The following is a 917-nucleotide window of genomic DNA, read 5'->3' on the forward strand; positions in this document are numbered from 1 at the left end:
ACAGAGCGTTTTGTGTTGCTGGTGTGGTTTTCATCATAAAATCTTTAAATCGCTTTGTACGGTACCTTTTTATCGATTTAAACACATGCCTAATCGTAAAATGATCAGCACTTTTCACTAGTTTGCTGTTTTAAGCCGCTTTTGAATTGCTACTGTCATGACACTCTTCACTAGGCTTGCCTATTCTCATGAATGAAATGCGCTTGCCTCCTAAGGCTAGGTTACGCGTATTTTCAACTGCTGTAAAAACTCTCTCAGCAACACCATAAAGCCCGCTTTCTAAATCACGACAATACTGCGCTAGATCAGCACATGAGGGGACAAAGGTTGTTGACATACCTTTTGCCTCACCACGGATAAGATTTTTAACAGCTTGCAACAAAGACCAGAGTGAAATGCCGTTAAGAGCTGCGATATAAGCCTTTGCACGCGCTTCTACATTCGAAACTTTTTGCATTGTCAAACCACCTTCAAGTACATCAAGAGCCTCTGCTATGTCTTCAACAGACGCTTTCACGGTAAGTAAGTTTTGAACAGTCTGATAAGCTTCTAAAGCTTGTTTCTCTAGGGTTGCTGTCAATTGAATGCCATTTCTCAAAGTCCATGGGAACTCCAGAGTTACACATTGCTCTATCTGTTGCACGGTATCTTGTAGAGGCGTCACTAAGCTGTGTTGCACCGATAAGATTACGGATTGTCTCTCCGGTACTACCACGAGTTCTTTGATCTTTTGAAAAGTTTCCATTGTTTCCACCATTGTTGTTCGTGTTTTTCGTTTTTTCTAAATCATCAACTGCCTTTCGCACCCAGTTTCTCCACGTTGCTTGCCAATCGGTTTTGGTTGCATTTGCTCCGGCTTTTGAACGCCAATAATCTCGAAATTTTGCGATTTCGACTTTCACGCGCTCTGGAGGCAA

At 42.1% G+C, this 917-nt stretch carries 1 protein-coding gene and 1 pseudogene; both read right to left on the minus strand.

Annotated elements, in window-relative coordinates; translation table 11 throughout:
• Positions 1-130: 130 nt before the first annotated feature.
• A complete protein-coding gene (locus ACFIML_RS09145; RefSeq protein ID WP_375688017.1) occupies positions 131-580 on the minus strand; it encodes a hypothetical protein in 450 nt (149 codons plus the stop codon).
• A pseudogene (locus ACFIML_RS09150) lies at positions 501-917 on the minus strand (hypothetical protein); the annotation flags it as partial. The gene ACFIML_RS09145 and the pseudogene ACFIML_RS09150, both read right to left, overlap by 80 nt.

It is taken from the genome of Bartonella sp. AC62GZZY (assembly GCF_042196525.1).
GTDB lineage: Bacteria > Pseudomonadota > Alphaproteobacteria > Rhizobiales > Rhizobiaceae > Bartonella.